We start from the raw sequence: 17291 nt of genomic DNA, 5'->3' as shown, positions 1-17291 counted from the left end.
CCTCAAAGCCTCAGCAAGCGCTCGGCGTTGCGGTGGGCGATCTTCTCTCGATCGTCTTCGCCGATCGGCATCCGATCGAGGAACTGCCGGCACGCCTTCATGTTTCCGTAGGGGTAGTCGGCGGTGAACACGACGCGGTCGATGCCGATGACGTTGACCATCGCCAAATAGGCGTTGAAGGACAAACTCCAACTGGGGTCCATCGCGCCGGGCTCCTGGGTGAAGAAGTCACCGGCGAGGATGCCACCGTAGAAGTTCTCCCGAAGGTATTCCTTGACGGTGCGTTTGAGGCCGGTCTCCGCTATCGGAAACGAGTAGTCGGTCCGCCACCCCATCCAGCTCAGCGCCTCGAAGTGGTGACCCACGATGATCTGCAGCTGCGGGAACCGGTCGAACACCCCGCCCAGGATCAGACGAAGGCAGTGCACCCCGGTATCGATGTGCCAGCCGACCCCGGCGGCCGCCAATCGCGCCGAGATCTTCGGATCGAAGCCGGCGTAGTAGGCGTCGATGACCGGCCGCGGCGGCACGGTGGGATGCAAAAAGATTGGCACGCCCAGTGTTTCGGCGGCTTCGAAAACCGGCCAGAAGAAGGTGTCATCGAGGTAGCGGCCGTTGACGTGACCGTTGATCAGGGCGCCCACGAAGCCGTGATCGCGGACGGTGCGTTCGAGCTCACCGGCGGCCGCCGCCGGGTCGCGCATCGGCAAGGTGGCGAAGCCGCGGAACCGGTCCGGGTGCTGGGCGATCGCGGCCACCACCGCGTCGTTGGCCCGCCGGGCCAGTTCGACCCCCGCCGCGGGGTCCAGCGTCTCGGGGCCCGGGACGGCGTGCGAGAGGATCTGGATATCGATGCCCGCGGCGTCCATCGCGGCGAGCCGGCCCTCGCCCAGATCGTTGATGCCCGGCGGCCATTCCCCGTCCGCTCCGGGGGAGCCGTAACCCGCCTTCTTCAGCAGTTCGGTCGCCGAGTCCAGCCCCTCGTTCTGGTGTTCTTCGGCTATGGCCGGGAGCTTGTAGTGCTCTTCGATACCGATGACCTTCATCCTTCTCCTCCCATACATGGACACCTACGAGGGCGGCGCGTCGGGCGTTCACCGGAGTACCCGGCATGGGTCGGGACCGGCTCCCGCATAGTCTCGAACCCGTGACAATCCCGTATGACGAGGCGCTACGTGAGCGGATCAGGAACCACCTGGCGGGCCATGACCGTCGGGAGGTGACCGACCCGACAAAGCGGCATGCGGCGGTCGCCGTGGTGGTGGTTGACTCGACCCGCGGCGAGGACCGGGTCGATCCGGCGCCGGTGGTCGAATGGAACGGGGACCGCCCGATGCCGGAGCCCGGCCTCGACGGCCGGATGGTCGGCGTGTCCGGCGGCGCGGCGTTCCTGTTGTGCCGCAGGGCATCCCGTCTCACCTCGCATGCCGCGCAGTGGGCGTTGCCCGGTGGCCGCCTCGACCCGGGCGAGACCGCGGTCGACGCGGCGCTGCGGGAATTGCGCGAGGAGGTCGGCATCGCCCTGCCCGATTCGACCGTGCTCGGCCTCCTGGACGATTACCCGACCCGGTCCGGGTACGTCATCACCCCGGTCGTGATCTGGGGCGGGGGACGCCTCGATCCCCGCCCGGCGCCCGACGAGGTGGTGGCGGTGTACCGGGTGGGATTGCACCAGTTGCAGCGCGACGATTCACCGCGATTCATCACCATCCCGGAGAGCCGACGCCCGGTCGTCCAAATCCCGTTGGGGAACGACCTGATTCACGCACCGACCGGCGCCGTGCTGCTGCAGGTGCGGTGGCTGTGCCTGGAAGGCCGCCCCGACGCGGTGGACGAGCTGGAGCAACCGGTCTTCGCCTGGCGGTAGCGATCGCCCACCCTCACTGCTCAGCCCGCGCGGACAGGCGGTGTTCGATGACGGCCTGCGCGCGCTGCGCCCATCGAATGTTCTCCTCCTCGAACGCGATTCCGCGCAGCAGGGTCAGGTAGGGACCGATTCGTTCGGCGTGCGCCAGAAATTCCTCCTCGTCGCGTCCGTCGAGCACGCGCGCCCGCAACCGTTCGTAGCGTTGCAGTTTGGCCGTCGCCCACTGCAGGCGCTCGACGATGAAGTCACGCACAGCGCGCGTGTTGCCGACGTCTGCGGCCTGGACCTTGACCAGCAGTTCATCGCGGATAGCCGACGGCTTCGGCGCCCTTGCTGTGAACTCCTGGATCGCGTCGCGCCCGGCGTCGGTCAGTGCGAACAGACGCTTGTTGGGCCGACGCTCTTGGTGCACGACCCGCGCCTGGATGAGCCCCTGCTCAGCGAGCCGGTCGAGTTCGCGGTACAGCTGCTGCGGGGTGGCCATCCAGAAGTTCGCGACCGAGGCATCGAACTCCTTGGCCAGGTCGTACCCGGACGACTCGCCCTCGAGGAGGGCGGCCAACACCGCATCGCGCAGCGACATCGGGAAAGGCTATAACGATATGAATAGTCAACAAAGTGATTATTCGCACAATGGACACGCCGGTGTGGACGACATAGCGTCAACGGCACTTCACAAACGACTTCACTAGGCGAGGTGTCGGATGCATCCGTTCCGCAAGGCGGTCGAAGAACGCGACGAGAGGGGCATCCAGGCGCTGCTGGCCGACGGCGTGGTCTTCACCAGCCCGGTGGCGTTCAAGCCCTACGTCGGCAAGCCGATAACCGCGGCGATCCTGCGCGGCGTGTTGCGCATCTTCGAGGATTTTCGCTACGTCCGTGAAATCCACGACGGCAGCGGTCGCGACCACGCGTTCGTGTTCGAGACCGGCATCGCGGGAGCGCCGGGGGTGAAGATCACCGGTTGCGACTTCCTGCACTTCGACGACGACGGTCTCATCGACGACTTCATGGTGATGGTGCGCCCGCTGTCGGGCGCGAAAGCGTTGTCGGAGGCGATGGGTGCCCAGTTTGATCGGATCCAGCAGGAGGCGCTCGAGCTGGCCGACGAATTCACCACCGCGTAGGAGTAGGCGAACATGCGAATCGGACTGGGCATCAACTATGCGGGCGGTTTCAAGGACGTGGCTGCCGAAGTGGCCGACCTCGAACGCGCCGGACTCGACATTGTCTTTGTCCCCGAGGCGTATTCGTTCGACGCGGTAAGTGCGCTGGGCTACCTGGCCGCCTGCACCGACCGGGTCGAACTGGCCTCCGGAATCCTGCAGCTGTACACCAGGACGCCCACGCTGACCGCGATGACCGCCGCCGGTCTCGACTACGTCTCCGACGGCCGGTTCACTCTCGGGCTGGGCGCTTCCGGTCCGCAGGTCATCGAGGGCTTCCACGGTGTGCCGTACGACGCGCCGATCGCCCGGACCCGCGAAGTGATCGACATCTGCCGCCAGGTGTGGCGGCGCGAGACCGTCAGACACCAGGGCAAGTACTACACGATTCCGCTGCCCGCCGGCCAGGGCACCGGGCTTGGCAAGCCACTCAAGCTCATCAATCAGCCTGTCCGAGAACGCATCCCGATCTTGGTGGCGGCGCTGGGACCCAAGAACGTCGAGCTGGCGGCCGAGATCGCGGAGGGGTGGCAGCCGATCTTCTACCTGCCCGAGAAGGCGCAGGAGGTGTGGGGAGAGGCGCTGGCCGCCGGCCGGGCCAGGCGAGACCCCAAGCTGGGAGAGCTCGACATTTACGCCGGTCCGGTCCTGGCCATCGGCGAAAACGTCGAACCTCTAAGGGATTTCGTCAAGCCCCACCTGGCCCTCTACATCGGCGGAATGGGCGCGAAAGGCAAGAACTTCTACCACGCCCTGGCCACCAAGTACGGCTACGGCCCGCAGGCCGACCGGATCCAAGAGCTCTACCTGGCCGGTGACAAGGACGGCGCCGCCAAGGTCGTTCCCGACGAGCTCGTGCGAGACGTGAACCTGATCGGCAGCCGCGAATTCGTCAAGGAACGGTTGGCCGCGTTCCGGGAAGCCGGGGTCACCACCCTCAACGTGTCGCCCATGGCGTCTACCCCTGGCGAGCGGGTCAAGCTGATCGAGACCTTGCGCGAATTGATCTGAACGTCCGCGCGGTCAGCCTTGGCGGTGAGCATCCCGTCGGAGTCGAACCGCTCGACTCGCGCCCGCCAGCAACGCCAGCACCGCCATCACGGCGAGAATGGTCGTCGACACCGCCGACCCAACCGTCGTCAAGATCAGTGGCAGGCCGAAGCCGATGTAGGTCACCACGTAGAACGCACCAACGAGCGTACCGCGCAAGCGTTTCGGCGCTGCGGCCTCCAGGTCGATCAAGCCCTCGCGCAAACACAGGCCGGACGCGGACCCCAGCACCAGGAACAGCGGCAGGCCTAAGGCCGGCGACATGGTCGGCGGGGCCAGCGCGGTGCCCGCGTACCCGAGCGCGGCCAGCACCGCACCGGCGGTGCCGGCCTGCGGCCCCCACCGGCGCGCGCGGGCGAGCACCTGGATCAGGCCGCTGACGCCATTGACCAGCAGCGTGGCCGTGCCGGCGGCCATCGGAGCTGCGAGCCCGGTGTGCACGCGGCCGGGGATGGTGATGAACCCAAGCGTCGCCGACGCGAACACCCACGGCGCCAGTGGCATGGCCCAACTCAACGCCCGCGCCGGGCCCTGCGCCGCGGTCGTCGACGGCTCCCACACCTGTGCGGTCGCCCGCGCGGTGGCCCCCGCGCGCCGCGCCGCAACGACCGCGATGGCCATCGCCGCCATCCCGATAGCGGCCGCGATCGAAAACGACAACCGAATGCCGGCCGGCCCGGCCCCCGCGATCACGCCTCCCGCGAACGGGCCGATCGCGAAACCGGCCATCAACACCGCACCTGCGGTGGCCGCCCCGGCGGGGCCTTTCAGATCGGAGGCCCACGCGGTGCAGGAACTCATGGCCAGTCCGACCCCGAGCCCGACGACCAAGCGTCCGAACAGCAAAACGTCGTACTGCTGTGAGCACAGCATCGCCACCGTCCCCACCACGGCGGTCGCCGAACCCGCCAGCGCCACCGACCGGCGCCCGAACGCATCCGACGCGCGCCCGCCGACGATCAGCCCGGGCAGCAATCCCAGCGCGTAGACGCCGAAGATCGCATCGAGCGTGGCCGAGCCGAGGTGTTGCCGCGCGCTCAGCAAGGGCATCAACGCGACGAAGTGGTTGGCGACCCACCCGATGGACAGCAACAGCACCAGCACACCGGCGAACTCGCCCCGGGCCGCACCCGAGCTTTCAGCCTCGTCCAGCGTGGCCAATGTCGACCGCGGAGTTGACCCGTTGGACCAGGACACCGACGTTTCCTCCCCCTTGGATCTGGGCGCGGCCGGAAATACGGACCTCGAACGACCTCTCAACGACGATGTGGGCGAGGCAGTTATTCCCGTTCGGACGCGAAATGCACGCGGCGCAAACACGCGAGTCATCAGGGCAAATCGGGTGTGGGGGTTTGAAATCGGCCGATTTGGTGTACTGATACCACTACTCGGATCCAGGGAGGCAAATGATGAAGCAAATCGCGGCCGCCACGTTCGCGATCGCCGTGCTGCTGTCCAGCGCGTGTTCGGCCTCACAGGTCATCAACACCGGCGGCGACACCAAGTGCAAGGACTTCACTTCGCAGGACGAGAAGAAGCAGAACGACGAAGTCAGCAAGATGCTGAAGGACAAGAACGGCACCGACCCGTCCAACGCCGAGATCTCGGCCACTCGGCTGTCGGCGTTGACGTACTGCCAGACGTTGGGCAAGCCGGACACCAAGATCTCCGAGGCGCCGCACGGCTGACGTTGATCGCCGGCTCCCCGCGCCGCGCCAGCTCATAAGCGGCGGCCGGCCCGCACATCCCCGCGCCGACGATGACGATCACGCGACCCGCATACCCGCGCGACTAGAAGAAGAACCCGGCGTGCGGCGCGTCCGGCACCGCGAACAGCCGATCGGCCACGGCGATTGCCGACGCGTCGTCGGCACGGGCCAGCCCGGCGACGGCGAGGTCGCGCCAGGTCGTGCCCCCGAGCAGAACGGCGGCCAGCCCCTCGACGTCGACCTCCAGTTGCGCTCGCCGCTCGGTCGGTTCGGCACCGCCGCCGGTGATGGTGAAATGACCCGAATTGTCCGGCAACATAGGGTCTTTGACCGCGATGGTGACCGCGCCGTCGTCGCCATAGTGGCGTGCCGCCAGCGCCCGCGGCACGTCGATGACGCGCAGCCACGTCTCGTCGAGCACCGCGGTGACCCGGGCCGCCCGCCGATCGGCCAGCAGCAAGGGCAGCGGATCGTCGATCGGCAGCATCCAGAACACCACGCGGTCAATGAGATCGAGGCCGAGCAGGAACCGCAGCAGTCCGAGGTAGGCGTCCGCAGTCGGTGCGAAGAAGTCCTCCACCGCGATGGTGCGCTGGTCGCTGACGAACCACCTCTCGGTGTCGACGGGGCGGTAGCGGGCGAAACCCGATTCGGATCCCGGTTCGCCGTGCACCGCGACATACGAAGGGTGTGGCGACGATTCGGTGCGCAGCCGTAGGCCCTGCCACCACACGTCCGGCCGGTCGATGGTTCCCGGACGCGACGGGCGATTCTCTGAATAGATGCGGGGCAACAGATCCCAGGCTTGCGAGGCGTCGACTAACCGCACCCGACCGCCGGGACCGACGTCGCGACGCAGCGCGGCCCGCGCGGTGTGCACCTCGACCGTCTGTGACGAACTGGCGACGCCGTATCCGTACCGGCCATAGATCGTCGCCTCCGATGCCCGCAACGACGCGACCACCTCACCGCGGGCGGCGATGTCGCGCAATTGATGACGGATCAGCTCCGTGGCGATGCCCCGCCGGGTGAACGACGGCAGCACCCCGATATGCGTCACGGCGGCGTGGCCCACCATCGCGCCGCCGGGGAGCGTCATGCCACTCGTCACGGCGTCCGCGGTGCCGACCAGTTGCCCGCCGACGAAGGCGCCGACCGTACGGCCGGGCTCGAGCAGCTTGGTGATCTGGCCGGGCGGCAGGTCCGGCAACGGCGGGAAGCCGATCATGGCGACGCGAAAGACGTTGGCCGCGGCGAGGAGGTCGTCCTCGCTGTCGAGGACCCGGATCTCGGTGGTCATCGGGCCATCATGTCGCGTGCCCGCCGCGGCGTGGACCGCGGGATGCGGCCGCTAACGAATCTGCAGGCCGGTCAGCGCCCGTGAGATGACCAGGCGCTGGATCTCGCTGGTGCCTTCGAAGATGGTGAAGATCTTGGCGTCGCGGTGCATCCGCTCCACGGGATAGTCGCGGGTGTAGCCGTTGCCGCCCAGGATCTGGATCGCCTCGTCGGTGACGTAGACGGCGGTTTCGCTGGCCACCAGCTTGGCCATCGACCCCTCCGCCGCGTCGAAGGATTGGTTGTTGCGCGCCATCCACCCGGCGCGCCACACCAGCAGGCGGGCGGCGTCGATGCGGCTTTTCATGTCCGCCAGCTTGAACGCCACCGCCTGGAACTCGCCGATCTTGCGGCCGAATTGCTCACGCTGGCAGGCATAGTCGAGCGCGTACTCATAGGCGGCCCGGGCCACGCCGACCGCCATCGCGCCGACCGTGGGCCGGGTGCGCTCGAAGGTCTTCATCGCCGCCTGGCTCCGCGCCGAGGCACCCGACTTGACGCGGGCGATCCGCGCCTCGAACTTCTCCCGCCCACCGAGGATGTGGTCCTCGGGCAGGCGGACGTTGTCCAGCACCACCTCGGCGGTGTGGGACGCCCGAATCCCGTGCTTCTTGAACTTCTGGCCCTGTGCCAACCCGTTGACGCCCGCCGGAACGACGAACGTGGCCTGGCCGCGGGTGCCGAGTTCGGGGTAGACCGATGCCACCACGATGTGCACGTTGGCGATGCCGCCGTTGGTCGCCCACGTCTTGGTGCCGTTGAGCACCCACTCCCCGGTGGCCTCGTCGTAGCGCGCGCGCGTGCGGATCGCACCGACGTCCGACCCGGCGTCGGGCTCGGACGAGCAGAACGCGCCCAGCTTCGGCTCGTCGGCCGTCCCGAACATCTCGGGCAGCCAGCGACCCAGCTGTTCGGGAGTTCCGTTGCCCGCCAGGGCCGCCGCGGCCAAGCCGGTGCCCATGATGGACAGCGCGATGCCCGCATCTCCCCAGAACATCTCCTCGAACGCGGTGAGCATGCCCAGGCCCGTGGGCTCGGCCGCCTGCTGCGCGAAGAAGTCAGGGGAGTACAGGCCCACCTTGGCCGCCTCCTGGATCACCGGCCACGGGGTTTCCTCCCGTTCGTCCCATTCCGAGGCGGCGGGGCGGATAACGTCGGCCGCGAACTTGTGCACCCAGTCGCGCACCTCGATCACGTCGTCGGTCAGTTGTAATGAGAAAGTCACGGCTCTACTCCTGAAAGGTTGTTGATTTCAATGATTTTCGGGATTTCCGTACTGGGCGAGGACGCTGATCGTCTGGCTGACCCACGCCTCGAAGTACCGCTTCTCGTCGATGTTGCCGGGCAGGCGGCCGGTCAGCGCCTGCAGCGTCGCGGCATAGGACAACGACCCGATCGCCACGGCGGCGGCCGCCTCCGGATCGGGGATGCGGGTGCGGCCGGAGCGATTCGACGCGGCAAGTTCGTCGGCGAACCGTTGATAGGCGTTGTCGGTGATGACCTGCCACGTCTTCTCGTCGAGATCGCCGAGCTCCTCGGGTTCCCGCAGCATGACCTTGAGCAGGTCCTCGCTTTGCTTGAGGTTGCTCCAGATCAGTTGGCCCGCGGTGCGCACCGCCTGTTCGACGCTGCCCGGCTGCCCGGCGTCGTACTGCTCCCGCGCCGCCACGATGCTGTCGATCCGGTACGCGACCGCGGCCTCGAGCAGCTCCCGCTTGGAGCCGAAGTGCTTGTACAGCGCGCCCGATCCCGGCGCCAGACCCGATGCCCGCTGGATGTCGGCCACCGACGTCGCCGCATAGCCCTTTTCGGCAAAGAGCTTGAGCGCCGCGGCCAGCAGCCGATCGCGTCCGGAGGCGAGCATGGTGAGAGAGTACTCACTCACCGGAGTGGGGGCAAAATGTCGCTGGTCGCCGCAGGCACAGGACACGAGTTCGACGATTGGCGCTAGATTCACAGCGAAACGCCACGACGCCTGAACGCGGCGAATCGGTATCGGTGTGAGGGTTGTGGTCAGGTGGTCAACACGGTCGACGGCCCGGTGCCGCGAGCTGCACAAGAGGAGCCTGACATTCGCGTGTTACCGCACGTACAGCTGCCGATGCGGGTGTTGTCGCTGCGCACCATCGTCGTCGTCGCGGCGCTGTCGGTGATCACCCTCGTGGTGCTGCTGGGCACCTGGGTGTGGGTCGGTGTGACCAATGATCAGTACAGCCAACTCGACCGCCGGCTCGACTCGGTCAGCAGCCTGGGCGACATCAACTCACTGCTCAACAACGTGGCGCACGCCAGCCCCGACCAGCCCATGCCGGACGGCAACCTGGTGCGCACCGCGCGCATCGGCGACGTGACGGTATCGGCGCCCAGCAATATCGTGCTGCCCAAGCTGCCCAACGGATACGCGAACACCACCATCAACGGGGTGCAATACCGCGTCCGCACCTTCTCCGCGGGCCCCGCCTCGATCGCGCTGGCCGCACCGTTGGCCGAAGCCCAACACCGGATCAACGAGCTGCACCTGCGGGTGCTGTTGATCTGCACCAGCGTCATCGGCGGCACCGTGGTCGTCGGCTGGGTGATCTCGTTGATCATGGTGAACCCGTTCCTGCTGCTGGCCCAGCAGGCCCGCGCCATCAACGCCCAGTCCAGCCCCGACGAGGTTCAGGTGCGCGGGGTGCGCGAGGCCGTCGAGATCGCCGAAGCCGTCGAGGGGATGCTCGCGCGTATCGGCAACGAGCAACAGCGCACCAGGGCCGCGCTCGAGTCGGCCCGGGACTTCGCGGCGGTCGCCTCGCACGAGTTGCGCACCCCGTTGACGGCCATGCGCACCAACCTGGAGGTGCTGTCCACCCTCGACCTCCCACGTGAGCAGCGCCAAGAGGTCATCGGCGATGTCATCCGCACCCAGAGCCGCATCGAGGGGACACTGACGGCGCTGGAACGACTGGCGCAGGGAGAGCTCACCACCGTCGACGATTTCGTCCCGTTCGACATCACCGAACTGTTGGACCGTGCCGCGCACGACGCGCTGCGCGTCTACCCCGACGTCGAGGTATCGCTGGTGCCATCGCCGACCGTGCTGATGGTGGGATTGCCCACGGGGCTGCGGCTGGTGATCGACAACGCCATCGCCAACGCCGTCAAGCACGGCAACGCCAGCAAGATCCAGCTCACCGTGAGCAGCTCCAGTGAAGGCGTGCAGATCGCGATCGACGACGACGGCACCGGCGTCCCGGAATCCGAGCGCGCCACGGTCTTCGAGCGCTTCGCGCGTGGGTCGACGGCGTCGCGATCGGGCTCCGGGCTGGGGCTGGCGCTGGTCGCCCAGCAGGCCGAATTGCACGGCGGCACAGCCGCATTGCAGACGAGCCCGCTCGGGGGCACCCGGCTGCTGTTGAACTTGGCCGGCGATGGCCGCGGCCCCGCGTAACTTCGGCCGCTTTTCGCGCAACCGGAAAACGGACGGCGGTCCGACGAATTCCCCTTTAAGCCGCCAACAATAAAACGCGGCCGTCATAACTGCCACGCATTTGCATGACCCACTCGCACTGAAGCTTTCACTGGTGATCCCGTGACCACTGTGCCTGCAGTGGCATACGAGGTTGTTTGACGAATGACTCATAACGGGAATACCGCCGGTCAGTCGAATCGTGCAATTTCCAGCCGGGAGCCGGGAGGAACGCTAGTGAATACACGAACGGTCCAACCGCACTAGACTGATGCGCCAAGCCCGTCTTATGACGCTGAGCAATCGGAGGGAAATCATGACTATGTCGATGCAGCCAGAGGCGGTTCTGGCATCGGCAGGCGCGGAGTCGGCCATCAGCGCCGAAACCGAGGCGGCGGCTTCGGCGGCGGCGCCGGCCCTACTGGGAGCGATGCCAATGGGCGGCGATCCGGACTCGGCAATGTTCGCGGCGGCGCTGAACGCCTGCGGCGCCGGCTATCTGGGAGTGGTCTCCGAGCACGCGGCGCAACGTGGCTTGTTCGCCGGGGCGCAGGGGATGGCCGCGGGCACGACCGCCGCGACGGAAGCCGCTCGGCAGGCCACGATGTTGCTGGGCTCAATCGTCTAACAGGGGCCCAATCGTCTAAAAGGGGGAAGTACGCATGGCCGATCCGGGGTGGGCTGCGCGTACGCCTGAGGAAAACGATCTGCTGCTCAAGGGCGGCACCGGGGTGGGCACTCACCTGGCCAATCAGGCCGCCTGGATGGCTCTGGCAGCCACCCATCACGCCTCAGGTGTCGCCTCGGCGATCAACACCGCTACGACGTCGGCGAGCTGGCTCGGCGCCGGGTCGGCGGCATCCGCGGCCAACGTCACCATGCTCAACGCCTCGCTGCACGGGCTGGCCGGCTGGGTCGACGTGAAGCCGCCGGTCGTTGCCACCGCTGTCTCCGCGTATCAGATGGCGAACGGCGCGATGCGCCCTGCCCCCGAATGCATCGCCAATCGCGACGAATGGGGAGTCGACAACGGCATCAACCCTCTGGTGCTCGGGGCGTTGACCCCACGAATCGTGTCGCTCGACGTCCAGTATTTCGGGGTGATGTGGCCGAACAACTCCGCCGTCGGGGCGAGTTACGGGGCGATCCTCACGTCATTGACCCAGAGCCTCGCCATTGCGCCGCCGGTCGCGAGCATGGGCGCCTCGCCGGCGGCGCCTGCGGAGGCGGCCGCGGCAGTGGGCGAAGCCGCCGCCCAGGTCGGAGCCGGTGACGGCATGCGCTCCGCTTTCCAAGGCGTGCAGCAGGGGACATCGGGGGCCGGTCAGGCGGCGTCGGGCGGCCAAGACTTCATGAGTCAGGCCGGCTCATTCATGGAGCCGGTGCAATCGATGATGGGCGCCGTCCCGCAGGCGATGCAGGCGCCCATGCAGATGATGCAGGCGCCGATGCAGATGATGCAGCCGCTGCAATCGATGATGGGCATGTTCGCCAATCCCGGCGCCATGGGCGGGGCGGCGCCAGGAGTGTCGGCGGTCTCGGCGACGGAGATGTCGGCGGTGGGTGCATCGGGTGGCGGCGGGGCCGCATCCCTGGGCAGTGCGGGTATGCCCGCGACCAGCTTCACCCGTCCCGTCAGCGCGTTCGAACCGGCCAGCAGCGGCCGGCCGGTGGGGTTGCGGCCAAGCGGGGCGTTGGGAGCCGAGGCCATGCGTCCGCAGACCACGACGGTAGGCGGCGGTACACCGATGGGCGGCATGCCGGTGGGGCATGGGGCGGGAGGAGAACGCGGCTCCCGAGACAAATCCGAGCAGCCCGCGACGGTGCGGGTTGTCGACACCAGAGTGTGAAGCCGGCCCGGCCAAGGGTGAATCGACAGGTATAAATAGCCGCCATACACTTCGCTCCATGCCCCAGGCATTACGGGCGGCCAACCGGAGAAGGGGAATTCAGTGACAATCAAGGTGACACCGCAAATGCTGCGCGATACTTCCAACGCCATCCAGGCGAACATGGAACACGCGATTGGGATCGGCCAGGGGTACGTCGCAAATCAGGAAAACGTGATGAACCCGTCGACGTGGTCCGGCGACGCCGTGGTCGCGTCGCACGCGACGGCCATCGAGGTCCAAAACGACCTGAACAAAGTCCTGAACGGTGGCACGCGTCTGGCCGAGGGCCTCAAGCAGGCGGCGGCCCTGATGGAAGGCCACGAGGCGGATTCTTCACACGCTTTCAGCGCGCTATTCGGCCACGGCGGATCCTGACTCCCGCCCACTCAATTCCTAAATCCATAAACGGTTTTCTGAAAGGAAGTTAACAATGTCGGATCCAATCACTTACAACCCGGGAGCCGTGGCCGACTTCGCCACCGATGTCGCTTCTCGCGCCGGTCAGCTGCAAGGCATTTTCGATGACACCTCGAACCGGACGAATGCGTTGCAAGAATTCTTTGCCGGCCATGGCGCGTCGGGCTTCTTCGAGGCGCAGGCGCAGATGCTGTCGGGCCTTCAAGGGCTCATCGACACGATCCGCCAGCACGGTCAGACGACATCCCACGTGCTCGACGGCGCCCTCAGCACAGACCAGCACATCGCCGGCTTGTTCTGACTCCGCCCGAGGGCAGGTGAAGGTGGGGCAGGCGCGCCGGGCGTGTGTGCCCCACCTTTGGTGTTTGCCCAGTGAGGAAAAGGACATGCTGACAACGACGGTCGACGGCTTGTGGGTGTTGCAGGCGGTCACCGGGGTGGAGCAGACCTGCCCCGAGCTTGGCTTGCGGCCGCTGCTGCCCCGGCTCGACACCCCCGAACGCGCGCTGCGCCACCCGGTGGCGGCCGAGCTGAAGGCCGCCGGCGCGCTCGACGACGCCGGGAACGTCGACCCGATGATTCGCGAGTGGCTCACCGTGCTGTTGCGGCGCGACTTAGGGCTGCTGGTGAACATCACGGTCCCCGGCCGCGAGGCCACCCGCGCGGCCATTTGCCGATTCGCCTCCTGGTGGGTGGTTTTGGAACGCCACGGTGATCTGGTGCGTCTCTATCCCGCCGGCACCGCCAGCAACGAAAACGGGGCCAGCGACCTGGTGGTCGGCCAGGTCGAGCGGCTGTGCGGGGTGGCCGAGGTTGCACCGCTGAAGCCGGTCACTCTCGATACCGAGCAGTTGCTCGCCTCGGTACGCGACGCCGCCAGCCTGCGGACGTTTCTGCTCAGCCAGAACCTCGACGTCGACCAGATGCAAATCGTCACGATGGCCGCCGATCCCGCGCGTTCCGCGCACGCGGCCATCGTGGGGTTGCAGGCCGGCGTCGGGCCGGACGAGATGGCGCGGATCGCCGTCGGCGATTCGACCGTGTCCATCATCGACACCCCGGCGGGCCGCGTCTGCGTGGAGAACGTCATCTCGGGTCAGCGCCGCTACCAGATCCTTTCGCCCGGCTCGCGCAGCGACATCAGTGGGGCCGTGCAGCGGCTCATCCGCCGCTTGCCCGCGGGCGACGAGTGGTACTCGTATCGGCGGGTGGTCTGACCGGTGGCCGGTTTCTCAACTGACGCAAGATAACTCACTTAACCAATGCCGTGGAATAGCAACCGCTTACGCACTTCAAGGGTTTGTTGATCGGTAAACGTGGTATCGCCAATCGTGTTAGCATCGCGACGTGACGAGCCCTTAGAATGACCCGAATATGTCAGACGAAGGGGCGCTCAGACGGGGGGATCCGTCAGGGGGCCGCAACTTCCCGGATTCGGTGTCGGACACTATGCGCATTACCGATCTGGCCGCGCCTCGAAAGATTCCTCCAGGCTCGGGTTGGCGGAAATTCATCTACGTCATCTCTTTTAAGAAAATAAACCCCGGCGAATCGCCCAGCGAGCGGCACTACCGGGACTTGCAGAACCGTATCCGGCGGCACATCCGTCGGCAGTACGTCATCACGGTGGTCTCCGGTAAGGGCGGGGTCGGGGTCTCGACGATGGTCGCCTGCATCGGTGGCGTGTTCCGAGAATGCCGCCCGCAGAACGTGATTGCGATCGACGCGGTCCCGGGTTTCGGCACGCTGGCCGACCGCATCGACGAGTCGCCGCCGGGTGACTACACGGCCATCATCAACGACACCGACGTCCAGGGCTACGCGGACATCCGTGAACACTTGGGACAGAACCCGATCGGTCTCGATGTGCTCGCCGGAAACCGGACATCGGACCAGCCCCGGCCGCTGGTGCCCGCGATGTTCTCCGGAGTCTTGTCGCGGCTGCGGCGAACCCACACGGTGATGATCGTCGACACCTCTCCGGACTTGGAACACGAGGTGATGAAGCCGGTCCTGGAGAACACCGACACCCTCGTGTTCGTCTCCGGCATCACCGCGGACCGGTCCCGCCCGGTGCTGCGGGCCGTGGACTATCTCAGGTCGCAGGGATACCACGAGCTGGTTTCGCGCAGCACCGTGATCATCAACCACACCGACCAGATCACCGACAAGGATGCGCTCGCTTACTTGACCGAGCGGTTCAGCAAGGTCGGCGCGACCGTCGAAGAAATGCCGTTCGATCCGCACCTGGCAAAAGGCGGGCTCATCGACACGGTTCATGAATTAAAGAAAAAGACGCGGTTGCGACTTTTTGAAATTACCGCCGTCTTGGCCGACAAATACATTCCAGATGCCGAGCGGACGGCGCCGTGACATCAGCGCATAAGGTCGCTTTCCCGGCGCGCTGTGCGGTCAACATTTCCTACGAGAAACATCTGTGCTCGCAAGTCTTCCCAGCCGGAATTCCGGTGGAGGGATTCTTCGAGGGAATGGTCGAACTCTTCGACGCGGACCTGAAGCGCAAAGGCTTTGAAGGCATTACGCTGCCGGCGGGCAGCTATGAACTCCACAAGATCAACGGGGTTCGGCTCGACATCAACAAGAGCCTGGACGAGTTGGGCGTGCAGGACGGCGACACCCTGGTGCTGGTGCCCCGGGTCGCCGGTGAGTCCTTCGAACCGCAGTACGAGTCGCTGTCGACCGGGCTGGCCGCGATGGGCAAGTGGCTGGGCCGTGACGGCGGTGACCGGATGTTCGCCCCGGTGACGCCGCTGACGGCCGCGCACACCGCCATCGCCATCATCGCGATGGCGGCCGGCGTGGTGGTGGGCCTGACGCTGCGGGCGCGGACGTTCACCGACAGCCCCATCCCGGCCGCGGTGGCCGGCGCCGTCGGCACCTTGTTGGTGATCGCGACATTCGTCGTCTGGTGGGGCTGGCGGGAGCGGCGCGACCTGTTCAGCGGGTTCGGCTGGCTGGCCGTGGTGTTGCTGGCCGTCGCGGGCGCATGCGCGCCGCCCGGCACTCTTGGCGCGGCCCACGGGTTGATCGGCCTGGTGATCGTGATCCTGGGCGCGATCGCGATCGGCGTGACGACGCGGAAGCGTTGGCAGACCGCGGTCGTCACCGCGGTGGTGACGGTGTGCGGGATCCTCGCCGCGGTCGCCGTCGTCCGGATGTTCCAGCCGGCCTCGGCGCAGGTGCTGGCCATCTGCGTGCTGGTCGGATTGCTGATCCTGGTCCGGATGACCCCGTTGATCGCGTTATGGGTGGCTCGGGTGCGGCCTCCGCACTTCGGCTCGATCACCGGCCGCGACCTGTTCGCGCGCCGCGAGGGCATGCCCGTGGACACGGTCTCTCCGGTCAGCGAGGACGAATCCGAGGACGAGGACAACGAATTGACCGACATCACCGCACGCGGGGCAGCGATCGCCGCCTCGGCGCGGCTGGTCAACGCGGTGCAGGTCGGTGTGTGTGTCGGGGTGTCGATCGTGCTGCCCGCCGCCGTGTGGGGGGTGCTGACGCCGGGGCGGCCGTGGGCGTGGCTGGCGCTGGTGGTCGCCGGACTGGTGGTGGGCATCTTCATCACCCAGGGCAGGGGATTCGCAGCCAAGTATCAGGCCGTCGCGCTCGCCTGCGGAGCTGCGGCCGCGGTATGCGCCGGAGTGGTCAAATACGCCATCGCCGAACCGAAAGACGTTGTGAGCGGGCTGCTTTGGCCAGCGGCGGCGATAGCGGCCTTCGCCGCGTGCGGTCTAGCCGCGGCACTATTGGTGCCGACGGTGCGATTCAGGCCCTTCATCCGGTTGACCGTGGAATGGGTGGAAGTGTTGGCGTTCATCGTCTTGCTGCCGGCGGCGGCCGCCCTGGGAGGGCTGTTCACGTGGATTCGCCACTAAAGGGGGTCGCGGCGGTGACTGCCGCCGTCACCCTGGTCGCGCTGTCCGCGAACATCCCCGCCGCACAAGCCATCACGCCCCCACAAGTGGATCCGGGATCGGTGCCTCCCGACGGCCCGCCTAGATCAGACCAACCGATGCGGCGCGCCAACAGCTGTTCGACGCCCATCACCGTGCGAAACCCCGACGTGGCGCAGCTGGCGCCAGGCTTCAACCTGCTCAACATCAGCAAGGCATGGCAATACAGCACCGGCAACGGTGTATCGGTGGCGGTCATCGACACCGGCATTTCACCCACCCCGCGGCTGCCGGCCGTGCCCGGTGGTGACTACATCATGGGTGAGGACGGCCTGTCGGATTGCGATGCGCACGGCACGATCGTGGGCTCGATCATCGCCGCCGCGCCGCAAGGGGTTTTGCCCATGCCGCGACCGATGCCGTCGACACCGGCGTTTCCTCCCCCGGCCGGACCGCCGCCGGCCAACGGCGCCCCGCCCCCGCCGGT

18 protein-coding genes and 1 pseudogene are annotated in these 17291 nt (G+C 67.0%); 13 read left to right on the top strand and 6 right to left on the bottom strand.

Going from position 1 to position 17291, the window contains the following annotated elements; all coding sequences use genetic code 11:
* Positions 1-2: 2 nt before the first annotated feature.
* Entirely contained in the window at positions 3-1046 is a 1044-nt protein-coding gene (locus AWC17_RS10990) for an amidohydrolase family protein (RefSeq protein WP_052742791.1), read from the bottom strand.
* Between the two features lie 101 nt (positions 1047-1147).
* On the opposite strand from AWC17_RS10990, the gene AWC17_RS10985 reads away from it, so the two are divergent.
* Positions 1148-1867 carry an NUDIX hydrolase gene (locus AWC17_RS10985; protein ID WP_046184871.1) on the top strand — a complete coding sequence of 240 codons (720 nt, stop codon included), beginning with the start codon at positions 1148-1150 and terminating at the stop codon, positions 1865-1867.
* 13 nt (positions 1868-1880) lie between these two features.
* On the opposite strand, the gene AWC17_RS10980 is transcribed toward AWC17_RS10985, so the two are convergent.
* Positions 1881-2450, bottom strand: a complete 570-nt coding sequence (locus AWC17_RS10980) for a PadR family transcriptional regulator (protein ID WP_046184870.1) — start codon at positions 2448-2450, stop codon at positions 1881-1883.
* A gap of 121 nt (positions 2451-2571) precedes the next feature.
* Between AWC17_RS10980 and AWC17_RS10975 the strand changes: the two genes are divergently transcribed.
* Positions 2572-2994: a nuclear transport factor 2 family protein gene (locus AWC17_RS10975; protein ID WP_046184869.1), complete on the top strand. Its 423-nt coding sequence runs from the start codon at positions 2572-2574 to the stop codon at positions 2992-2994.
* A gap of 12 nt (positions 2995-3006) precedes the next feature.
* A complete protein-coding gene (locus AWC17_RS10970) occupies positions 3007-4044 on the top strand; it encodes an LLM class F420-dependent oxidoreductase (protein WP_046184868.1) in 1038 nt (345 codons plus the stop codon).
* A gap of 12 nt (positions 4045-4056) precedes the next feature.
* Here AWC17_RS10970 and AWC17_RS10965 read toward each other — a convergent pair whose 3' ends face one another.
* Entirely contained in the window at positions 4057-5280 is a 1224-nt protein-coding gene (locus AWC17_RS10965; RefSeq protein WP_231588610.1) for an MFS transporter, read from the bottom strand.
* Between the two features lie 209 nt (positions 5281-5489).
* Here AWC17_RS10965 and AWC17_RS10960 point away from each other — a divergent pair, with 209 nt between their 5' ends.
* Positions 5490-5771, top strand: a complete 282-nt coding sequence (locus tag AWC17_RS10960; protein WP_046184866.1) for a hypothetical protein — start codon at positions 5490-5492, stop codon at positions 5769-5771.
* A 103-nt stretch (positions 5772-5874) separates the two neighbouring features.
* Here the strand turns inward: AWC17_RS10960 and AWC17_RS10955 are convergent, their stop codons facing one another.
* From AWC17_RS10955 to AWC17_RS10945, 3 genes are read right to left on the bottom strand one after another with little or no spacing between them, the layout of a single operon-like run.
* The gene (locus tag AWC17_RS10955) at positions 5875-7092 is read right to left on the bottom strand and encodes a GNAT family N-acetyltransferase (RefSeq protein ID WP_046184865.1); all 1218 of its coding nucleotides are present in this window, start codon (positions 7090-7092) and stop codon (positions 5875-5877) included.
* 51 nt (positions 7093-7143) lie between these two features.
* The gene (locus AWC17_RS10950; RefSeq protein WP_046184864.1) at positions 7144-8355 is read right to left on the bottom strand and encodes an acyl-CoA dehydrogenase family protein; all 1212 of its coding nucleotides are present in this window, start codon (positions 8353-8355) and stop codon (positions 7144-7146) included.
* A gap of 27 nt (positions 8356-8382) precedes the next feature.
* Positions 8383-8994 carry a TetR/AcrR family transcriptional regulator gene (locus tag AWC17_RS10945; RefSeq protein ID WP_046184863.1) on the bottom strand — a complete coding sequence of 204 codons (612 nt, stop codon included), beginning with the start codon at positions 8992-8994 and terminating at the stop codon, positions 8383-8385.
* A 237-nt stretch (positions 8995-9231) separates the two neighbouring features.
* Between AWC17_RS10945 and AWC17_RS10940 the strand changes: the two genes are divergently transcribed.
* From AWC17_RS10940 to AWC17_RS10900, 9 genes and pseudogenes are all read left to right on the top strand, one after another.
* On the top strand, positions 9232-10560 hold the full coding sequence (locus AWC17_RS10940) for a sensor histidine kinase (protein ID WP_046184875.1): 1329 nt from the start codon (positions 9232-9234) through the stop codon (positions 10558-10560).
* Between the two features lie 334 nt (positions 10561-10894).
* A complete protein-coding gene (locus AWC17_RS10935; protein WP_046184874.1) occupies positions 10895-11206 on the top strand; it encodes a PE domain-containing protein in 312 nt (103 codons plus the stop codon).
* 34 nt (positions 11207-11240) lie between these two features.
* Positions 11241-12428, top strand: a complete 1188-nt coding sequence (locus AWC17_RS10930; RefSeq protein ID WP_085164633.1) for a PPE family protein — start codon at positions 11241-11243, stop codon at positions 12426-12428.
* Between the two features lie 102 nt (positions 12429-12530).
* The gene (locus tag AWC17_RS10925) at positions 12531-12845 is read left to right on the top strand and encodes a WXG100 family type VII secretion target (protein WP_007166893.1); all 315 of its coding nucleotides are present in this window, start codon (positions 12531-12533) and stop codon (positions 12843-12845) included.
* A 55-nt stretch (positions 12846-12900) separates the two neighbouring features.
* Positions 12901-13188: a WXG100 family type VII secretion target gene (locus tag AWC17_RS10920; protein ID WP_007166892.1), complete on the top strand. Its 288-nt coding sequence runs from the start codon at positions 12901-12903 to the stop codon at positions 13186-13188.
* 85 nt (positions 13189-13273) lie between these two features.
* The gene (locus AWC17_RS10915) at positions 13274-14104 is read left to right on the top strand and encodes an ESX secretion-associated protein EspG (RefSeq protein ID WP_047323964.1); all 831 of its coding nucleotides are present in this window, start codon (positions 13274-13276) and stop codon (positions 14102-14104) included.
* 157 nt (positions 14105-14261) lie between these two features.
* Positions 14262-15260: a MinD/ParA family ATP-binding protein gene (locus AWC17_RS10910; RefSeq protein WP_141224580.1), complete on the top strand. Its 999-nt coding sequence runs from the start codon at positions 14262-14264 to the stop codon at positions 15258-15260.
* Complete coding sequence (gene eccD / locus AWC17_RS10905) at positions 15257-16786, top strand: type VII secretion integral membrane protein EccD (RefSeq protein WP_082123214.1); 1530 nt, start codon at positions 15257-15259, stop codon at positions 16784-16786. The genes AWC17_RS10910 and eccD overlap by 4 nt, the downstream gene beginning before the upstream one ends.
* Positions 16771-17291, top strand: a pseudogene (locus tag AWC17_RS10900) (S8 family serine peptidase); the annotation flags it as partial. The gene eccD and the pseudogene AWC17_RS10900, both read left to right, overlap by 16 nt.

The organism is Mycobacterium nebraskense (assembly GCF_002102255.1).
Lineage (GTDB): Bacteria > Actinomycetota > Actinomycetes > Mycobacteriales > Mycobacteriaceae > Mycobacterium > Mycobacterium nebraskense.
Note: the sequence above shows the minus strand (reverse complement) of the source record. Positions and strands in the feature narration are given on the sequence as shown.

Bases quoted from the DNA above. Each gene is read 5' to 3' on its own strand.
- AWC17_RS10990 (WP_052742791.1), bottom strand. From the start codon at position 1,046: ATGAAGGTCATCGGTATCGAAGAGCACTACAAGCTCCCGGCCATAGCC.
- AWC17_RS10980 (WP_046184870.1), bottom strand. From the start codon at position 2,450: ATGTCGCTGCGCGATGCGGTGTTGGCCGCCCTCCTCGAGGGCGAGTCG.
- AWC17_RS10975 (WP_046184869.1), top strand. From the start codon at position 2,572: ATGCATCCGTTCCGCAAGGCGGTCGAAGAACGCGACGAGAGGGGCATC.
- AWC17_RS10970 (WP_046184868.1), top strand. From the start codon at position 3,007: ATGCGAATCGGACTGGGCATCAACTATGCGGGCGGTTTCAAGGACGTG.
- AWC17_RS10960 (WP_046184866.1), top strand. From the start codon at position 5,490: ATGATGAAGCAAATCGCGGCCGCCACGTTCGCGATCGCCGTGCTGCTG.
- AWC17_RS10955 (WP_046184865.1), bottom strand. From the start codon at position 7,092: ATGACCACCGAGATCCGGGTCCTCGACAGCGAGGACGACCTCCTCGCC.
- AWC17_RS10945 (WP_046184863.1), bottom strand. From the start codon at position 8,994: ATGCTCGCCTCCGGACGCGATCGGCTGCTGGCCGCGGCGCTCAAGCTC.
- AWC17_RS10940 (WP_046184875.1), top strand. From the start codon at position 9,232: ATGCGGGTGTTGTCGCTGCGCACCATCGTCGTCGTCGCGGCGCTGTCG.
- AWC17_RS10935 (WP_046184874.1), top strand. From the start codon at position 10,895: ATGACTATGTCGATGCAGCCAGAGGCGGTTCTGGCATCGGCAGGCGCG.
- AWC17_RS10930 (WP_085164633.1), top strand. From the start codon at position 11,241: ATGGCCGATCCGGGGTGGGCTGCGCGTACGCCTGAGGAAAACGATCTG.
- AWC17_RS10920 (WP_007166892.1), top strand. From the start codon at position 12,901: ATGTCGGATCCAATCACTTACAACCCGGGAGCCGTGGCCGACTTCGCC.
- AWC17_RS10915 (WP_047323964.1), top strand. From the start codon at position 13,274: ATGCTGACAACGACGGTCGACGGCTTGTGGGTGTTGCAGGCGGTCACC.
- AWC17_RS10910 (WP_141224580.1), top strand. From the start codon at position 14,262: ATGTCAGACGAAGGGGCGCTCAGACGGGGGGATCCGTCAGGGGGCCGC.